Source organism: Kitasatospora sp. NPDC023176 (genome assembly GCF_055560495.1).
The window spans coordinates 55,405-68,912 of record NZ_JBVHIP010000008.1 but is presented as its reverse complement, the minus strand read 5'-3'; the positions used below and the strand labels follow the sequence as shown (position 1 = coordinate 68,912).

Sequence of the window (13,508 nt, the reverse complement as noted above, 5' to 3'; positions counted from 1 at the left end):
CCCTGTCCGGATCGCGTCAAGCGAACTCTTGCCCCGACCGTGTCGACCGACGTTTCGTCAATCGTTCACCGCCCCCTGTCTACCCGCATAGATCCACCACTGGTGACATGGACACACACCGCCCGGCGTCCCGTGCCGGGCCCGTGACAGGGAGCTCCCCCATGCTTCGCACCCACCGCCTCGCCCCCGCCGTCGCCACCGTGGTGCTCGCCGCGGCCGCCCTCGCGACCGCCGGCACCGCCCACGCGGCCCCGGCCCGCACCAGCACCGCCCACACCGGCGCCACCCTCGACGTCAGCTGCTCGCAGGCCTACCTCCCGCTGCCCGACTCCGCCTGCACCCCGGGTGCCACCAACCCCGACGTCACCCAGGACACCATCGACTCCACCATCTGCGTCCCGGGCTACAGCACCTCGATCCGCCCCTCCACCTCGTACACCAACCGCCTGAAGGTCCAGCAGATCGCCCAGTACGGCTACGCCGACACCAACACGGCGGACTACGAGGAGGACCACTTCATCCCGCTCTCCCTCGGCGGCAACCCCACCGACCCCAACAACCTCTGGCCCGAGCCGCGTTACTCCGCCGACTCCAGCGGCCTGACCTCCACCGACAAGGACACCGTGGAGTACAAGCTCTACCGCGCCGTCTGCAACCACCAGGTCTCCCTGGTCCCCGCCCAGCAGGCCGTCGCCACCAACTGGACCACCGCGCTGTCGGTCCTCGGCCTCGACTGAGAAGCGGCGACGGAGCGGGTCCTCAGAGCGTGAGGGCCCGCGACGTCGCCCGTATCGGCGCCGGGAGATCGGTCCGCCCGCGCAGGTGGCGGTCCACCGCCGCGGCCGCCGCCCGGCCCTCGGCGATCGCCCAGACGATCAGCGACTGGCCGCGCCCGGCGTCCCCCGTGACGAACACCCCGTCGGCGGCGGTGCCGAAGCCCTCGTCCCGCTCCAACGTGCCCTCCGGGCCGATGCCCAGGCCGAGTTGGGCGTACAGCGGCTGGTCCGGTTCCGGCCCGGTGAAGCCCAGCGCGAGCAGCGCCAGCTCCGCCGGGAGCACCCGCTCGGTGCCCGTCCGGGGGCTGCGGTCGTCCGGCGCGGCCTCGGCGAAGCGGACGGCCGCCAGCCGCCCCTCCGGGCCCGGCTCGAACCCGACCGTGACCGCCGCGAACACCCGCCCGCCGCCCGCCGACGTCCGCTCCCCGCTCGCCAGCTCCTCGTGCGAGGTGGTCTCCCGGTACACCTTCGGGTGGACCGGCCAGGGCTGCCCCGCCGCCCGCCGCTCCGGCGGGCACGGGTTGATGTCCAGCTGGGTGACCGAGACCGCGCCCTGGCGCAGCGCCGTCCCCAGGCAGTCGGCCGCGGTGTCCCCGCCGCCGACGATCACCACCCGCAGCCCGCGCGCGGACAGCGGCGAGGCGGCGACGTCCCCCTCGTCCACCCGGTTCGCCCAGGTCAGGTACTCCATCGCGGGGTGCACCCCGGCCAGCCCGCGCCCGGGCGCCCCCGGCTCCCGCAGGGCGCCGGCACCCACCGCGACCACCACCGCGTCGTACTCCGCCCGCAGCCGCTCGCCCGTGACGTCCCGCCCGGCCCACACCCCGGTGCGGAACTCGGTGCCCTCGGCCCGCAGCTGGTCGAGCCGCAGCTCCAGCCGGTGCTTCTCCAGCCGGAACGGCGGGATCCCGTAGCGCAGCAGCCCGCCCGCGCGGTCCGCCCGTTCGTACACCACCACCGCGTGCCCGGCCCGGGTCAGCTGCTGGGCGGCGGCCAGCCCGGCCGGGCCCGAGCCGATCACCGCCACCCGACCGCCCGGCTCCGGCCGCTCGGGCGGCTGCGGCCGGTCCCAGCCCTCGGCCCGGGCCCGGTCGGCGATCGCCAGCTCGACGTTCCTGATCGTGACGGCGGCCCCGTCGATCGCCAGCACGCAGGCGCTCTCGCAGGGCGCCGGGCAGAGCCGCCCGGTGAACTCCGGGAAGTTGTCGGTGGCCAGCAGCCGGGCGGCCGCGGCCCGCCAGTCCCCGTCCGCCGCCAGCCGGTTCCACTCCGGCACCAGGTTCCCCAGCGGGCAGGCCGCGTGGCAGAACGGCAGCCCGCAGTCCATGCAGCGGGCCGCCTGCCCGCTGACCAGCGGCAGCGGTGTCCCCGGCCGGTACACCTCCTGCCAGTCCCCCAGCCGCTCCTCGGCGTCCCGCCGCGCCCGCTCGGCGCGTGGCGTGGTGAGGAAGGCCATCCGCCTTGCCATCGGATCTGCCATCTCGGCCTCCGGCGGTGCGCACCGACTCGGACCGGCGGCCCACCGCACCGGGCCCGCCCACCGGCGCGCCACCGTGTGGCCACCGTACGCCCACGAAGCGGCGCGCGAAACCCGCGGCCGTCCGGAACCCTGCCCCCGGCCCTCCACTGCCGTGAGCACGCCAGGGAGAATCTCCCCCATGACCCATACCGTGCTGATCGCCGAGGACGACCGCGCCATCCGCGACTCGCTCACCCGCGCCCTGACGCTGGAGGGCTACCGGGTGCGGATAGCCGCGGACGGCATCCAGACCCTGGCCGTCCTCGCCGAGCAGCGCCCGGACGTCCTGGTGCTCGACGTGATGATGCCCGCACCGGACGGCCTGGAGGTCTGCCGTCGGCTGCGCGCCGCCGGGGACCGCATCCCGGTGCTGATGCTCACCGCCCGGGTCGAGGTCCCGGACCGGATCGCCGGGCTGGACGCCGGCGCCGACGACTACCTGGTCAAGCCCTTCGACGTGGACGAGCTGTTCGCCCGCCTGCGCGCCCTGCTGCGCCGCAACCCGCCCGCCGAGTCCACCCAGGACGTGCTGACCGTCGCCGACCTGCGGCTCGAGCCGCCGGCCCGCCGGGCCTGGCGCGGCGGCCGGGAACTGGAGCTGTCCCGCACCGAGTTCGACCTGCTGGAGCTGCTCACCCGCAACGCCGGCGCCGTCCTGGACCAGACCACCCTGTACGAGCGGATCTGGGGCTACGACTTCGGCCCCGGCTCGAAGAACCTCGCGGTGTTCATCGGCTACCTCCGCCGCAAGCTCGACCGCCCCGGCCTCTCCCCACTGATCCACACCGTCCGCGGCGTCGGCTACACGCTGCGCGAGCCGTGACCGGCCCCGCGGGCCGCCCGCCCCGCCTGCCGCGCCCGGGCCTGCGCACCATCCTCTCGCTCGCCTTCTCCGCGATGGCGGCCCTGGTCGCGGTGGTGATCGGCACACTCGGCTACCACGCCGCCGCCGCCCTGATCCGGGACGACGAGTCGGACGACTTCAACTCGGCCGTCCACGCCGTCAGCGGCCAGGTCGACCGCGAGAAGCTCTACCCGGGGGACTTCAACGGCCCCGGCGGGCTGAGCGAGCAGCTGCTGCACCCGATCCGGGTCACCGCCCAGGCCCTGGACGCCACCGGGACGATCCTCCCCGGCACCGCCCGGCTCGACCTGCCGACCACGGCGGACGACCGCGAGCTGGCCGGCGCCGACGCCCCGGCCCGGACGGTGACGGACGTGCGCCACCTCGGCGGCGTCACCTGCCGGGTGGGCGTGGTGTCCCTCGGCGGCGGCCGGGGCGCGGTCCAGATCGTCCAGCAACTCGACGACATCGAGGAGCTGTTGGAGGTGCTGCGGCACCAGATGGTGGCCGTGGTGGCGGCCGTCGTGCTGGTCGCGGGCGGCGCCGGATGGCTGGTCGCCGGGCGGATCACCGGCCGGCTGGTCCGGCTCACCGACGCCGCCGAACGGGTCGCCGCCAGCGGCCGGCTGGACGTCCCGGTGCCCGCCTCCGGAACGGACGAGGTGGGCCGCCTCGGCCGCGCCTTCGACCGGATGCTGGTCCGGCTCGCCACCGCGAAGGAGAACCAGCGCCGTCTGGTCCAGGACGCCGGCCACGAGCTGCGCACCCCGCTGACCAGCCTGCGCACCAACCTCTCGGTCCTGCCCAGCATCGACCGGCTGCCGCCCGCCGAGCGCACCGCACTGCTCGCCGACCTGGCCGAGGAGGCCCGGGAGCTGACCCAGCTGGTGGAGGAGCTGGTGGCGCTGGCGGCGGACCGCAAGGCGGACGAGGACCCGGTCGAGGTGCTGCTGGCCGAGGTGGTCCGGGAGGCCGCCGCCCAGGCCCGCCGGCGCAGCGACCGGGAGATCACCGTGCTCGCGGACGCCACCGTCGTCATCGCCCGCCCGGACGCGCTGGCCCGCGCGGTCGGCAACCTGCTGGACAACGCGGCCAAGTTCGACCCGGCCGGGACGTCCCCGATCGAGGTGGTGGCGCGCGGCCCGCGCGTCGAGGTCCGCGACCGCGGCCCGGGCATCGACGAGGCCGACCTCCACCGGGTCTTCGACCGCTTCTACCGGGCCACCGCCGCCCGCAGCCTCCCCGGATCCGGCCTGGGGCTGGCCATCGTCGCCGAAGTCGCCCGCTCACACGGCGGCACCGCCTTCGCCGCCAACCGCGACGGCGGCGGCGCGGTGATCGGTTTCACCCTCGGCGGCTGAGGCACCCGAGACGGCTGAGGCGGCCGACGCGGCCGACGCGGCTCAGCCGCCTCAGGCGGCCGGACACGACGAACGGGCCCGGCGCGCGGGAGCGCACCGGGCCCGTTCGGGGGTCACGTTCAGACGGCGGCCAGCAGCCCCCGCCCGAGCCAGTCGGCGGTGTCCTTCACGCCCGGCAGGACGAAGAAGTACCCGCCGCCGGTCGGCGAGATGTAGTCCACCAGCGGCTCGTCGATCAGCCGGGTCTGGGTGGCCTCGAACTGCCGCACCACGTCCTGCTGGTAGCAGCAGAACACCAGGCCCATGTCCAGGTTGCCCGCCTTGTCGACGCCCCGGTCGTAGTTGAAGCCGCGGCGCAGGATGCGCGAGGTGTCGGTGTCGGCGGTGCGTGGGTTGGCCAGCCGGATGTGGGCGTTGAGCGGGATCGCCTTGCCGTCCGGGTCCTTGCCGTAGTCCGGCGCGTCGTTCTCCTGGTGCCCGTCCAGCGGCGCGCCGGTGTCGCGGCGGCGGCCGAACATCTTCTCCTGCTCGCTGAGCTTGACCCGGTCCCAGAACTCGATCAGCATCCGGATGATCCGGATCACCTGGTAGCTGCCGCCGGTGGCCCAGGCGGGCTCGCCCATCCCGTCGGTGACCCAGACCAGCTTGTCCATCTCGCGGGCGGACTTGGTGTCCGGGTTGACGATGCCGTCCTTGAAGCCGAGCAGGTTGCGCTGGGCGCCGTCCGGGCGGGACTGGTTCTGGAAGCCGTCGATCCGCCAGAGGATCTGCATCGCGCCGCGGGTGTGCCGGGTGATGTCGCGCAGCGCGTGCAGCACGGTGTCCTGCTGGTCGGCGCAGATCTGCAGCGAGAGGTCGCCGTGCAGTTCGCCGGGCTGCAGGTTGTCGTTGGGGAAGGTCTTCATCGGCGTCAGCTTGACCGGCTTGGCCTTGGCCAACCCGTAGCGGTCGTCGAACAGCGAGGCGCCGACGCCGACGGTGACGGTGAGGTTGTCGGTGGGCACGGTGGGGCCGAGGGTGCCGCTGTCCGAGGGCGGGGCGCCGACGCCGAGGTCGGGCGGGGTGCCGCCGGCGGTGAGGAAGCGGATCCGCTCGGTGAGGGTCCGGAACAGGTCCTCCAGGCCCTTGCGGTCCTGGGCGATCACCTGACAGGAGAGGAAGGCCGCGTAGCCGGGGGCCTGGGTGGTGATGCCGGCCTGGTGGTCGCCGTGGAACGGGACGGCCCCGGTCTTGGACTGGTGGCTGTCGCCGGCCACGGCCGGTTCGGCGCCGAGGCTGAACGCCCCGCCGGCCAGCACGGCGGCCCCGGCGCCCGCGCCGAGCGCGGCCCGCACGAAGCTGCGGCGGGCCGGGCCGGCCGGGCAGCCGCCCTGGTCGACGACCGGCTCGGCAGCGGCTGCGGCGGCGTGCGGGAACGGGCAGGAGCCGGCGGCTGCGGTGTGGTCGGTCATCAGGCGGCCTTCCGGATCTCGAGCAGGGCGGGGACGGGCGAGAGGTCTTCGAGCAGCTGGCCGGTGGCGCCGTTGAGCTGACGGCGGGTGTCCGCGGGCAGCTTGTCGAGCGGGGTCCAGCCGTCGGCGGTGTGCGCGGCGGCGACGAGGTCCCCGACCCGCTTCATCTCGGCGTTGACCCGGACCAGCACCTGCGGGTCGCGCTCGTCGAGCAGCGGCTGGAGCAGGGTCAGCAGTTCCTGGGTGCCGGCCAGGTTGGCCTGGGTGGTGGCCAGGTTGGTGCCGCTGCCCATGTCGGTGTCGCCGGTCAGCTCGAACTGGAGGGTGTTCTCGAGGATCTCGTGGGCGCGCAGCGGGAGGTCGCCCGGGTCGAAGTCCTGGGTGGGGAAGTCGTGCACCAGCTTGGCGACGTTCTGGGCGAGTTCGTCGGCGACGGGCGTCAGCTCGGCGGCGGACTGGCCGTGCCAGAGGCCGTACTCCAGCCGCAGGAAGCCGGTGAAGCCCGGGTCCTGGGCCTTGTCGGCGTAGCCGTCGGCGCGGCCGTCGATCTTCTTGTCGAGGTCGGCGAAGGTGCCGTAGGCGGCGCCCAGCGAGGCGTACTGCAGGTGGGCGGTGAGCCAGTCGGTCTTCGCGGTCGCGAGGTCACCGGAGTGGATGTCGGTCTGGATCTTCTGGGTCTGCGTCATCAGGGTCGCGAGGCCCTTGTTGACGTAGTCCTTGTAGCTGTCCAGCGGGGCCTTGAGGTCGTCCTCGGCGACCGGCTTGACGGCCTTGACCTCGGCGCCGCCGGTGACGTGCACGGTGGCGGAGGTGACGGTGGTGCCGCCGGTGGGCACGCAGCGCCAGGCGTAGTCGCCGGAGCCGATGGTGGCGGTCAGCGCGCGGGTGGTGCCGGGGGCCAGGCCCTCGATCTCGCCGTAGACCGCGCCGCTGCCCGGGTTGACCAGGTAGACCTCGGACACCTTGTCACCGGTGTTGTGCATCTGGAACACCTGCTGGCCCGGCTGGGGGCTACCGAAGCCCTTGCCGCACTCCTTCTCGGAGACCGCGACGGTGGCCGAGCTGTCCTGCTTGCCGTCGCTGACGGCGATCACGGCTCCGGCCAGCACGACCGGAACGGCGATCGCCGCGGTCGGCAGCACCCAGCGCGGGCGCCCACCGCGCACCGGCTCGGCCTTCTCCTCGGACTTCTCCGCGGCCGAGGCCGCGTCCGGAGCCGCGGCCGGCTTCCCCTCCGCGGGCTTGGCCGCCGGAGCCGCCTTCCCGCCCCGCACGCCCTCGATGAACAGGGTCATCACGATGCTCAGGTAGGCGATGTAGCCGACGACCTGGAGCACCGTCATGGTGACGGTCAGGTTGAGGGTGCCCTGGACGAGCGTGGCGTACCAGGACGAGGCGTCCAGGTGCCCGCTCAGGTCGAAGGCGTACGTGCCGCCGCCGCCGACCAGCCCGGACTCCTGGAGGTCCCGCAGGCCGTAGCCGAGCACGCCCGCGGCGACGACGATCAGGCCGGCGCCGGTGATGGCGAAGAACTTGGTGAGGTTCATCTTCAGGGCCCGGCGGTAGAGCCCCCAGCACAGGCCGACGGAGAGCAGCAGGCCGACGGCCGCGCCGATCAGCGGCCCGGTGGACTCGCCGGCGGTGCGCGCGTTGGTCCACAGGAAGAGCGAGGTCTCCAGGCCCTCCCGGGCGACGGCGAGGAAGCTGGTGAGCACCAGCGCGCCCGCGCCCATCGTCAGGGAGGCCTGGACCTTCTCCTTGATGTCGGCGGAGAGGGTGCGCGCGGAGCGGCGCATCCAGAACACCATCGCGGTGACGAAGCCGACCGCGATCAGGCTCAGCACCCCGCCGAACGCCTCCTGGGCGTGGCCGGAGAGGTTGGCGGCGGTGAAGGTGAGCACCGCGCCGAAGCTGAGGCTGAGCGCGACGGCCGCCGCGACGCCCGTCCATACCTGGGGCAGCCGGCCCTTCTGGCCGGCCCGCACCAGTGTGGCGACCAGGATCGACACGATCAGGCCGGCTTCCAGCCCCTCGCGCAGCCCGATCAGAAAGCTGGGAAACGCCTCATCCCACATGCAGCGGGCTCCTCCCCCGGGCCGCCCCGGGTTGTTACCTGTCCTCGAGCGCTCCGCCGACGGGGGCGGCGGAACGGCACGGCGAACGCCCCGGACCGAGGGTCCAGGGCGCTTCGCTTAGCTTAGGCAAACCTTAGAGCGACCGCAGTCAACTGCACCCCCGGTTCAGGTAAGGGTTCGGTATGGGAACACCCATGCGCAGTCCAACTCCGCACGCCACCGCCCCTGCGGGGAGATCTGCGTCACCCCCACCACTGCTCGGGCGCCGCCCCGGGCTCCGGCTCCGGAGGGGCTGTCACCGGTTCGGCGCAGCACACCAGCAGCTCCCCCTCCTCCGTCTCGGTGACCAGGAAGCCCCGTTCCCGCAGGACGAGCGCGGCCGCCCCGCTCACCGCGGCCCGCGCCGGCCCGGACGGCGGCCCGTCCGCCTCCGCGCCCGGGGACCAGCCGACCGCCACCCCCTCGGGGTGACGGTCGATCCACAGCGGTGAGGCGCCCGGCGCGGTGTCGAACCCGGCGCGGGCCAGGGCCTCGGTGACGTCCTCGAAGAGTTCACGGTGATCCACCATTGGCGCAGCGTAGGCCCGGGCCCGCGCGGCGCCCGGACGCGGCGCGCGCCGAAACGCTTCAGCTGCACCCGGGCGCAGCATCGCCCCCACCCACCCCGGCCGGCGGCCAGCCGATCAGGCGTCAGAGCCCCCCGTCCGGCCCGACACGAGCGGCCGGACGGCCCGATGGACGTGCACAGTCGGCCCCCTGCCGACAGCATGACAGAGTAAGCGCTCCATCACCCTGAGCAACGGGTCCAGCGAACCCCCAGGTCCGCGCGCCGGTCCGCCCGGCGGGCCCGTATCGAGAGGTCCCATGATCACAACACTTCGCCGGCCGGCGTCCTCGCCGACGGGCCTCCACGCCGGCACGCCGAGAACGCCGGGGAGCCCGTCGTGAGAACCGACCAGCAGTCGCAGCCGGGACCGGTGACCAGCACCCGCGCCAAACCGGCCAACAAGGCCGAAGCCCTCGCCGACTGGACCGACGGCCGGCTCGGCATCTACTCCCTCGCCAAGGCCAACCTGCGCAAGATCTTCCCGGACCACTGGTCCTTCATGCTGGGCGAGATCGCGCTCTACACCTTCGTCATCATCATCCTGACCGGCGTCTGGCTGACCCTCTTCTTCAAGCCGAGCATGGGCGAGGTCATCTACGACGGCTCCTACGTCCCGCTCAAGGGCATCCGGATGTCCGAGGCCTACGCCTCGACCCTCGACATCAGCTTCGAGGTCCGCGGCGGCCTGCTGATGCGCCAGATCCACCACTGGGCCGCGATCGTCTTCGTGGCCTCGATGCTGACGCACATGCTGCGGGTGTTCTTCACCGGCGCGTTCCGCAAGCCCCGCGAGATCAACTGGGTCTTCGGCGCGCTGCTGCTGTTCCTCGGCATGTTCGACGGCTTCATGGGCTACTCGCTGCCGGACGACCTGCTCTCGGGTACGGGCATCCGCTTCATGCAGGGCGCGATCCTGTCCGTCCCGATCGTCGGCACCTACCTGCAGTTCTTCATCTTCGGCGGCGAGTTCCCCGGCACCGCCATCGTGCCGCGGCTGTTCACCGTCCACATCCTGCTGATCCCGGGCATCATGGTGGGCCTGCTCGCGGCGCACCTGATCCTGGTCTTCTACCACAAGCACACCCAGTTCGCCGGGCCGGGCCGCACCAACGACAACGTGGTCGGCATGCCGCTGATGCCGGTCTACATGGGCAAGGCGGGCGGCTTCTTCTTCCTGGTCTTCGGGATCGTCTCCGTGATGTCGGCGATCGCCACCGTCAACCCGATCTGGGCGTACGGCCCGTACCGGCCCGACCAGGTGTCCACGGACGCCCAGCCGGACTGGTACATGGGCTTCTCCGAGGGCCTGGTCCGCGTGATGCCCGGCTGGGAGATCAGCGTCTGGGGCGGCCACACCCTGAACCTCGGGGTGTTCATCCCGCTGCTGGTCTTCCCGAGCGTGCTGATGGCCATCTGGTGCTGGCCGTTCCTGGAGGCCTGGGTCACCGGGGACCGCGGCGAGCACCACATCGCCGACCGTCCGCGCAACCACCCGGTCCGCACCGCCTTCGGCGCGGCCTGGATGGGCCTCTACCTGATCCTGCTGGCCGGCGGCGGCAACGACCTGCTGGCGACCCACTTCCACCTGTCGATCAACGCGATCACCTACGCGGTGCGGGCCGGGTTCTTCGCCGTACCGGTGGTCGTCTTCGTGATCGCCAAGCGCTGGTGCCTGGGCCTGCAGCGCCGCGACAAGGAGAAGGTGCTGCACGGCCGGGAGACCGGCGTCATCAACCGGCTGCAGCACGGCGAGTTCGTCGAGGTGCACGCGCCGCTGCCGCAGGGCCGGCTGTACACCCTCACCTCGCACGAGCAGCCCGAGCCGGTCGAGCTGGCACCCGAGGTGGACGAGAACGGCGTGGTCCGCAAGGCGGGGCTGTGGACCCGCACCCGGGCCAAGCTGTCCCGCGGCTTCTACGGCGAGGGCAGCCAGATCGCCAAGCCCACCGTCGAGGAGCACGAGGAGATCACCAGCGGCCACGGCCACCACTGAGCACGCTCCCGGGACGACGAGGGCCCGCTGCGCCGGAGACGGCGCAGCGGGCCCTCGTCGTCCGGGTGCGCGGTCAGCCCCGCAGGACGGCCGGGACGACGGCGAACAGCGCCGCCGCCATGGTGACGGCGAGGCAGATCGCCGCCCAGCGGGTGCAGATCCGGCGGCATTCGGCGCGGTAGCGGGCGGCCAGGCGGCGGCAGCGGTCGACGGCGCGGTCGACGACCTCCTCGGCGTAGCGCAGGCGGTCGGCGGCGTAGGCCTGTTCGAGGCCCTCCCGCTCCGCGTCCGGCAGCCAGGGGAACTGCGCGGCGAAGGCCCGGGCGTCCCGTTCGGCCGCCGCGACCTCCGCCTCCCAGGCCAGGAAGCCCTCGATGCGGGCGATCTCCACCCGGGAGTTCACCCGGCCGACGCCGGCCGGCCCGCCCTGGCGCGGGGTCCGTGCCCGCGGCGGACGCTGTCTGCCACCCATGACCGCTCCTCAGTTCCTGTCGGGTCGTCCCGCCGGAATTCCTGCGGGCACGGACTCCCGCGGGGCATCGCTCCGCGACCACGCAACTACTACCAGCGACGAACCGCAGGTGGCAGGCGGCTCGCCACGGCCCCGGATGCCCGGAAAAACTTGCGCGCCACGCACTATTGCGCGCCGCGCACTTTTTGGGGAGGGTGGAGCCATGACGAACGGGCAGCCCGGCCTGCGGGACCGGAAGAAGGCCGCGACGCGGGAGGCACTGAGCTGGGCGGCACTGCGCCTGGCGGTGGAGCGGGGCCTGGAGAACGTCCGGGTCGAGGACATCGCGGCCGAGGCCGGGGTGTCCCCGCGCACCTACAACAACTACTTCTCCAGCAAGGCCGAGGCGATCGTCTTCCGGCACCGCGACCGGGTCCTGCGGGCCGCCGAGGCCCTGCGGGCCCGCCCGGCGGAGGAACCGCTGTGGGAGGCGCTGACCCAGTCCCTGGTCGAGCCCTTCGAGGGCGCGGACGAGGCGCCCGACGCGCGCTGGGTCGCCGCCGTACGGCTGCTGCTGCGCGAACCCTCGCTCCAGGCCGAGCTGATCCGCGGCGGGGCGCGGACCCGGGCCGAACTCACCGCGGCGGTGGCCGCCCGGACCGGCACCGACGCCGACCGGGACCTCTACCCGAAGCTGGTCGCCGCGGCCGCGCTCTCCGCGCTGCAGGTCTCCAACGAGCAGTACCTGAGCGCCGATCCCGCACTGCCCTTCAAGGCGGTGTTCGCCGAGGCGCTGCGGCAGCTGGCGGCCGGACTGCCCGATCCGTCGTCGTAACGAACCAACCGTCTCAGAGGGGGAATCGAGATGACCGACGATGTCGTCGTCGTGGGCGCCGGCCCGGTCGGGCTGTTCCTGGCCTGCGAACTGGCGCTGGCCGGAGTCCGGCCGGTGGTGCTGGACCGGCTGCCCGGGCGCTCCGGCGAACAGAAGGCCAACGGACTGGTCGGCCAGGTACTCCGGCTGCTCGACCACCGCGGCCTCCACCAGCCGCTCAGCGGCACCCCGGGCATGCCTCAGCCGGTGCCCCGCTTCGTGTTCGGGGCCTTCCCGCTGGAACTGCACCGGCTCGACGCGAACCCGCTGCACGCCGTGCCCGTACCGCAGCACCGGATCGAGGAGGTGCTGGAGGGCCGCGCCCGCGAACTGGGCGTCACCGTGCGCCGCGACCACGACGTCACCGGCTTCACCCAGGATCCGGCCGGGGTCACCGTCGACCTCCACGGCCCGGACGGGCCAGGGCAGTTGCGCGCCCGCTACCTGGTCGGCGCGGACGGCGGCCGCAGCACCGTCCGCAAGCTCGCCGGGATCGGCTTCCCCGGCGTCACCTCACCCGACCCGGTCTCCCGGATCGCGCACGTGCTGCCGCCCGAGGGGATCCGCGTCACCGACGGCGGCGAGTTCCTGCTGCCCGGCTGCCCGACCCTGTTCCGCCCGTACACCCACACCCGCACCGACCACGGCGTGTTCGTCATCTCCCCCTTCTCCCCGGACGACGTCATGGTCGTCACCCTGGAGTGGGGCGGCCCGCCGGTGGACGAGCGCACCCCGCTCACCCTGGACGAACTGCGCGCCAGCATCCGCCGGGTCACCGGCGCCGACCTGGCGCTCTCCCCGGCCCGCACCCCCGGCCCGTACACCCCGCGACGCACCGTCGGCCACAACACCCGGCTCGCCGAGCGCTACCGCGACGGCCGGGTGCTGCTGGTCGGCGACGCCGCGCACGTGCACGCCGCGACCGGCGGCCCCGGCCTCAACCTCGGCCTGCAGGACGCCGCCAACCTCGGCTGGAAGCTCGCCGCCGAGCTCCAGGGCTGGGCCCCGCCCGGCCTGCTGGACAGCTACCAGCGCGAACGCCGCCCGGTCGGCGAGCGGGTCTTCATGCACTCCCAGGCGCAGATCGCCCTGATGTCCCCCGGCCCCGCCGTCACCGCGCTGCGCGCCCTGGTCGGCGAACTCCTGGCCCATGACGACAACCTCGCCCGGATCGCCGCCCTGATGGCCGGCAGCGACGTCCGCTACGACACCGGCTGCCCGCACCCGCTCGCCGGCGGCTTCGCCCCGGAGCTCACCCTCGGCAACACCCGACTGGCCGAACTCACCCGCAGTGGAAGGCCGTTGCTGCTCGACCTGACCGGCGGCGCACTCGGGCTCGCCGACCGGGCGACGCCCTGGAAGGACCGCCTCGACGTGGTGACCGCCCACGCCGCCGAGGCCCCGGCCGGCGCCCTGCTGCTGCGCCCGGACGGGTACGTCGCCTGGGCCTGCGCCGCCGGGGACACCGACCCGCACGGGCTGGACCGGGCGCTGCGCGACTGGTTCGGCGAGCCGCGCGGCTGAGCACCCGCACCCGGGTGGTCCGAGCACTCCACC

11 protein-coding genes are annotated in these 13,508 nt (G+C 73.7%); 6 read left to right on the top strand and 5 right to left on the bottom strand.

Annotation, left to right across the window (positions count from 1 at the left end; translation table 11 throughout):
* Positions 1 to 161 precede the first annotated feature (161 nt).
* Positions 162 to 737, top strand: coding sequence for a hypothetical protein (locus tag ACZ3YL_RS14425; RefSeq protein WP_465657409.1), 576 nt, complete (start codon positions 162 to 164; stop codon positions 735 to 737).
* A 22-nt stretch (positions 738 to 759) separates the two neighbouring features.
* On the opposite strand, the gene ACZ3YL_RS14420 is transcribed toward ACZ3YL_RS14425, so the two are convergent.
* The gene (locus tag ACZ3YL_RS14420) at positions 760 to 2,244 is read right to left on the bottom strand and encodes a glutamate synthase subunit beta (RefSeq protein WP_411293035.1); all 1,485 of its coding nucleotides are present in this window, start codon (positions 2,242 to 2,244) and stop codon (positions 760 to 762) included.
* Positions 2,245 to 2,434: 190 nt separating this feature from the next.
* On the opposite strand from ACZ3YL_RS14420, the gene ACZ3YL_RS14415 reads away from it, so the two are divergent.
* Positions 2,435 to 3,118 (top strand): response regulator transcription factor, encoded by a 684-nt coding sequence (locus ACZ3YL_RS14415; RefSeq protein WP_188307169.1) that lies wholly within the window; start codon positions 2,435 to 2,437, stop codon positions 3,116 to 3,118.
* Positions 3,115 to 4,500, top strand: a complete 1,386-nt coding sequence (locus ACZ3YL_RS14410; RefSeq protein WP_317621260.1) for a sensor histidine kinase — start codon at positions 3,115 to 3,117, stop codon at positions 4,498 to 4,500. Before ACZ3YL_RS14415 ends, ACZ3YL_RS14410 begins: the two co-directional genes overlap by 4 nt.
* Before the next feature lie 119 nt (positions 4,501 to 4,619).
* On the opposite strand, the gene efeB is transcribed toward ACZ3YL_RS14410, so the two are convergent.
* The 3 genes from efeB to ACZ3YL_RS14395 all read right to left on the bottom strand — a co-directional run bounded on the left by efeB (position 4,620) and on the right by ACZ3YL_RS14395 (position 8,595).
* Positions 4,620 to 5,951, bottom strand: coding sequence for an iron uptake transporter deferrochelatase/peroxidase subunit (gene efeB / locus ACZ3YL_RS14405; RefSeq protein ID WP_465657406.1), 1,332 nt, complete (start codon positions 5,949 to 5,951; stop codon positions 4,620 to 4,622).
* Positions 5,951 to 8,026, bottom strand: a complete 2,076-nt coding sequence (gene efeU / locus ACZ3YL_RS14400) for an iron uptake transporter permease EfeU (protein ID WP_465657405.1) — start codon at positions 8,024 to 8,026, stop codon at positions 5,951 to 5,953. The genes efeB and efeU overlap by 1 nt, the downstream gene beginning before the upstream one ends.
* 242 nt (positions 8,027 to 8,268) lie before the next feature.
* A complete protein-coding gene (locus ACZ3YL_RS14395; protein ID WP_188304932.1) occupies positions 8,269 to 8,595 on the bottom strand; it encodes a hypothetical protein in 327 nt (108 codons plus the stop codon).
* A gap of 408 nt (positions 8,596 to 9,003) precedes the next feature.
* Here ACZ3YL_RS14395 and qcrB point away from each other — a divergent pair, with 408 nt between their 5' ends.
* Complete coding sequence (gene qcrB, locus ACZ3YL_RS14390) at positions 9,004 to 10,626, top strand: cytochrome bc1 complex cytochrome b subunit (protein WP_188304939.1); 1,623 nt, start codon at positions 9,004 to 9,006, stop codon at positions 10,624 to 10,626.
* Between the two features lie 73 nt (positions 10,627 to 10,699).
* On the opposite strand, the gene ACZ3YL_RS14385 is transcribed toward qcrB, so the two are convergent.
* On the bottom strand, positions 10,700 to 11,098 hold the full coding sequence (locus ACZ3YL_RS14385; RefSeq protein WP_188304933.1) for a cytochrome C oxidase subunit I: 399 nt from the start codon (positions 11,096 to 11,098) through the stop codon (positions 10,700 to 10,702).
* Between the two features lie 202 nt (positions 11,099 to 11,300).
* Between ACZ3YL_RS14385 and ACZ3YL_RS14380 the strand changes: the two genes are divergently transcribed.
* The gene (locus ACZ3YL_RS14380; RefSeq protein ID WP_465657403.1) at positions 11,301 to 11,912 is read left to right on the top strand and encodes a TetR/AcrR family transcriptional regulator; all 612 of its coding nucleotides are present in this window, start codon (positions 11,301 to 11,303) and stop codon (positions 11,910 to 11,912) included.
* 30 nt (positions 11,913 to 11,942) lie between these two features.
* Positions 11,943 to 13,475 carry an FAD-dependent monooxygenase gene (locus tag ACZ3YL_RS14375; RefSeq protein WP_188304935.1) on the top strand — a complete coding sequence of 511 codons (1,533 nt, stop codon included), beginning with the start codon at positions 11,943 to 11,945 and terminating at the stop codon, positions 13,473 to 13,475.
* The last annotated feature ends 33 nt before the right edge of the window (positions 13,476 to 13,508 follow it).

What these genes read in the sequence shown, in the direction of transcription:
- ACZ3YL_RS14375 (WP_188304935.1), top strand. Translation starts at nt 11,943, where the DNA reads ATGACCGACGATGTCGTCGTCGTGGGCGCCGGCCCGGTCGGGCTGTTC.
- ACZ3YL_RS14395 (WP_188304932.1), bottom strand. Translation starts at nt 8,595, where the DNA reads ATGGTGGATCACCGTGAACTCTTCGAGGACGTCACCGAGGCCCTGGCC.
- ACZ3YL_RS14385 (WP_188304933.1), bottom strand. Translation starts at nt 11,098, where the DNA reads ATGGGTGGCAGACAGCGTCCGCCGCGGGCACGGACCCCGCGCCAGGGC.
- ACZ3YL_RS14420 (WP_411293035.1), bottom strand. Translation starts at nt 2,244, where the DNA reads ATGGCAAGGCGGATGGCCTTCCTCACCACGCCACGCGCCGAGCGGGCG.
- efeB (WP_465657406.1), bottom strand. Translation starts at nt 5,951, where the DNA reads ATGACCGACCACACCGCAGCCGCCGGCTCCTGCCCGTTCCCGCACGCC.
- efeU (WP_465657405.1), bottom strand. Translation starts at nt 8,026, where the DNA reads ATGTGGGATGAGGCGTTTCCCAGCTTTCTGATCGGGCTGCGCGAGGGG.
- ACZ3YL_RS14415 (WP_188307169.1), top strand. Translation starts at nt 2,435, where the DNA reads ATGACCCATACCGTGCTGATCGCCGAGGACGACCGCGCCATCCGCGAC.
- ACZ3YL_RS14380 (WP_465657403.1), top strand. Translation starts at nt 11,301, where the DNA reads ATGACGAACGGGCAGCCCGGCCTGCGGGACCGGAAGAAGGCCGCGACG.
- ACZ3YL_RS14425 (WP_465657409.1), top strand. Translation starts at nt 162, where the DNA reads ATGCTTCGCACCCACCGCCTCGCCCCCGCCGTCGCCACCGTGGTGCTC.